1 rRNA gene is annotated in these 1227 nt (G+C 52.8%); it reads right to left on the bottom strand.

Annotated elements, in window-relative coordinates:
- Nucleotides 1–1227 (bottom strand): 23S ribosomal RNA (locus tag B5E56_RS14275); the annotation flags it as partial.

Below are 1227 nucleotides of genomic sequence, written 5' to 3'. Positions count from 1 at the left end.
CGCCCGGGTCAACCAACGCCCGGGTCCCGCTATCTCCATGTGTCAGTGTGCTTAAGGTTCGGTGGCTACGGAATTTCAACCGTATGTGCATCGACTACGCCTCTCGGCCTCGCCTTAGCTCCCGGCTTACCCTGGGCGGACGAACCTTCCCCAGGAAACCTTAGATTTTCGGCCATTATGATTCCCACATAATTCTCGCTACTCATTCCGGCATTCTCACTCGTGTAAAGTCCACCGCTGCTTCCGCTGCGACTTCACCCCGTACACGACGCTCCCCTACCCCTGTCTTACGACAAGCCCAAGCTTCGGTGTTACGCTTAGCCCCGTTATATTTTCCGCGCAGAGTCACTCGACCAGTGAGCTATTACGCACTCTTTTAATGAGTGGCTGCTTCTAAGCCAACATCCTGGTTGTTTTCGCAACTCCACATCGTTTTCCACTTAGCGTATCTTTGGGACCTTAGCTGTGGGTCTGGGCTGTTTCCCTTTTGTCCACGAGACTTATCTCACGTAGACTGACTGCTAACCATCAATTATCCGGCATTCAGAGTTTGATAGGGTTCAGTAACCTTATCGGCCCCTAGCCCATTCAGTGCTTTACCTCCGGTAATCTAAGTTAACGCTAGCCCTAAAGCTATTTCGGGGAGAACCAGCTATCTCCGAGTTCGATTGGAATTTCACCGCTATCCACAGGTCATCACCGACCATTGCAACGGGCGTGTGTTCGGTCCTCCATGGGGTTTTACCCCCACTTCAACCTGCCCATGGATAGGTCACCCGGTTTCGGGTCTATTGCCACTGACTTCATACGCGCTGTTCACACTCGGTTTCCCTTCGCCTCCGGTACTGAATACCTTAAGCTTGCCAGTAACAATAACTCGCCGGACCATTCTACAAAAGGTACCTCATCACACTTTAACGTGCTTTGAGTGCTTGTAAGCACAAGGTTTCAGGTTCTCTTTCACTCCCCTCCCGGGGTCCTTTTCACCTTTCCCTCACGGTACTGCTCCTCTATCGGTCATCAGGTAGTATTTAGGGTTGGAGGGTGGTCCCCCCAGTTTCCCACCGGGTTTCACGTGTCCGGCGGTACTCTGGAACTCGACTAACAAGATTCGGTTTTCGCCTACGGGGCTCTCACCCGCTATGGCCGGCCTTCCCATACCGTTCGGCTAACCTATCCTGCCGTTGTGTCGGTCCACAACCCCGAAGGATAAATCCTTCGGTTTGC

Origin of the sequence: Flavonifractor sp. An112 (genome assembly GCF_002161085.1) — a bacterium.
In the GTDB taxonomy this organism is placed as follows: Bacteria; Bacillota; Clostridia; order Oscillospirales; family Oscillospiraceae; genus Flavonifractor; species Flavonifractor avicola.
This window is presented reverse-complemented; position numbering and strand designations above follow the sequence as displayed.